Source organism: Methylobacterium sp. WL18 (assembly GCF_008040015.1).
GTDB lineage: Bacteria > Pseudomonadota > Alphaproteobacteria > Rhizobiales > Beijerinckiaceae > Methylobacterium > Methylobacterium mesophilicum.
The window spans coordinates 1-1,071 of record NZ_VRVD01001023.1 but is presented as its reverse complement, the minus strand read 5'-3'; the positions used below and the strand labels follow the sequence as shown (position 1 = coordinate 1,071).

Below are 1,071 nucleotides of genomic sequence, written 5' to 3'. Positions count from 1 at the left end.
CCGGCGAACGCGGCCGGCGGCTGGCCGATCGTCCCGGTCGGCGGCGGCCCGGAATTTCGCATGGTCCCCCCATGCGATTCCACCGAGAGCTCGTCGAGGACGACCGCATGCTGCGCCGCCGCGGCCTGACTCAGCGCGACCAGGGACGTCGCCGCCAGCATCGCGCCGGCGAGACCGTCGCGCGCAGCACATCCCAGGGGTCGGGAGGACATCGGCGTCTAACTCTCTGTCGTGGAAGATAATCCCATAGCAAAGAGGCGAGATCCCATCAATGGTCGTTCTGGTCGGCGAGTTGTAATTTAAGTACATCAGAAGTTTCGGATCGATATTTGTTTCTTTTGATCGAAAATAAATCCGTGATCTGTTTCGTGGTGGCGGCGGTAGTCCGAAAAAGATGGTGATTTGCATTCGCCATCGATTGTCAGGCCGGGGCGGGCCTGGCTCCTGAACGCGATCGGGGCGACCTCGGTATCGGGCGCTTCGTGAGCTGGTCGCGCGGATCCGCCGTTTCCAAGTCTCCGCCGCCTCCGTCGGCCGGGGCGCGGGATGGCCGTGGCCGCCGGGACCGGCGCGCGCGCCGTCCCCCCTCCGGGGCGATCGAACCATCTGGGGCCCAACGCGTTTCCAGGCTCGGTGAGGAGACAGGTACGATGAAAGCGTTTTTGGCTGCGGTCGCCGTCGGCTTCGGCGTGATGTCCGCGCTCGGGCCGGCCCTCGCTCAGCGCGGACCCGATTATGGCTATGGCGGCCGGGATTACGGCGACCGCGACCGGGACCGCGATGATGACCGCGGTCGGGATCGCGGCGAGCGCGGCTACGGCGACCGGGGCTACGGCGAGCGCGCCTATGGCGGGTTCGACGAGCGCGAGTATCTGCGCTGCAACCCCGATGTCCGCCGGGCCATCGCCAACGGCCAGATGGAGTCCGGTGCGGCCCATTACCGGACCTTCGGACGTCGCGAGGGGCGCCGCCTGAGCTGCTGACGCGATCGCGTCGGCCGCGGCTCCGACGGGAGGCGCCGCGGCCGGTCAGGCAACCGCCGTGCCCGAGACAGCAGAGCCTCCTCGGCGC

General features: G+C 68.0%; 2 protein-coding genes. One reads left to right on the top strand and one right to left on the bottom strand.

From position 1 onward, the window contains the following. Positions 1 to 212 (bottom strand): hypothetical protein (locus FV228_RS33865; RefSeq protein ID WP_210247837.1); only part of this gene is annotated, 212 nt, incomplete at its 3' end. Positions 213 to 650: 438 nt separating this feature from the next. On the opposite strand from FV228_RS33865, the gene FV228_RS30605 reads away from it, so the two are divergent. Next, positions 651 to 983 (top strand): hypothetical protein, encoded by a 333-nt coding sequence (locus FV228_RS30605; protein ID WP_147857839.1) that lies wholly within the window; start codon positions 651 to 653, stop codon positions 981 to 983. Positions 984 to 1,071 lie beyond the last annotated feature (88 nt).